The organism is Acinetobacter sp. UBA801 (assembly GCA_002296655.1).
Taxonomy (GTDB): Bacteria; Pseudomonadota; Gammaproteobacteria; order Pseudomonadales; family Moraxellaceae; genus Acinetobacter.
This window is the reverse complement of the sequence record DBIN01000055.1, coordinates 20,641-21,676: the sequence shown is the minus strand read 5'-3', so window position 1 is coordinate 21,676 and position 1,036 is coordinate 20,641. Positions and strand designations below refer to the sequence as shown.

Genomic DNA, 1,036 nt, shown 5'->3' with positions numbered 1-1,036 from the left:
AAGTTTCTAAAGCATTTGCTTTGGCTAAACCAATCGCAGAGCCACCGCCGAGTGCCAAACAGTAATCGACCTTTAATCGCTGCACATCTTGATAAACGCTCGCCTGCGGCTTGTTGCTCTCTAGTGGTAATAATTAAATTACGCTAATAGTCTTAAAATCTCTTGGATTTTTTACAGAAGACCTTCGCCAAAGTGAATATAAATTGGCAACGCCTGATAATGGAATGCCTGCATGTTATTGAGCTTAAATATTGTTGTTAGCTTTGAGTAGTTTAAAACGATGGATAGGCTGGTTGACAGCATAATTCTGCAACGATGCTTGGCAAATATTCAAATAAAATTCAAAACAAACTGTTTCACCATAAAAACAAAAACCCATGATCACATGGGTTTTGGGTCATTAAAATCAAATGCGATAAATCAATCATCTATCAATTTAATTGTAAAGAAAACTTATACTGTTGTACTCAGTCAATTTCTTTTAGGCACACTGCAGACAAAATTGGAATACCAAAACATGGAAGCAACAATAAAATCCAGTATTCCACAACGGTAGCTTCACCACTGATCATATTGATGAATAATCCACCAATGATTAAAACCGCTGCGATTAAACCCAGAAAAATTCCAAAAAATCTTGCAGGCATTTTACGTCCCCTGAACAATCGAACAAAAGTGTTAAATCTAGTATATACCTTATAATTAAATAAGATATTATTTTTTAAACAAAGATTAACAAAGCTAAACCCTCAGCTGCATTAGAGATGTCAACATTGCCCATATTCAAGAATAGTCGCAGTACACTTGTTTATTTGCCCGAGAGGATTCGCATAGCATGTCTTGCTTTAGTTGTAGTTGAGGTTTTTCCAAAGTACGGCTTCTAGCTAGAAATAAGACCATCCACAGCATAATGTTACAACATCTCCTACTTTCCAAATGAATCTCCCAGAAAACAACTGCTAAGCTAATTCATCAAATTTTATTATCCTGCAGATTTTGCACTCGACCCTTCAAGTATTTTTCAATCCAAAGCATT

The 1,036-nt window shown here is 35.6% G+C and carries 1 protein-coding gene; it reads right to left on the bottom strand.

The window, feature by feature from the left end:
- Positions 1 to 467: 467 nt before the first annotated feature.
- Positions 468 to 647: a hypothetical protein gene (locus tag B2W49_RS11075; protein ID WP_004973110.1), complete on the bottom strand. Its 180-nt coding sequence runs from the start codon at positions 645 to 647 to the stop codon at positions 468 to 470.
- Positions 648 to 1,036 lie beyond the last annotated feature (389 nt).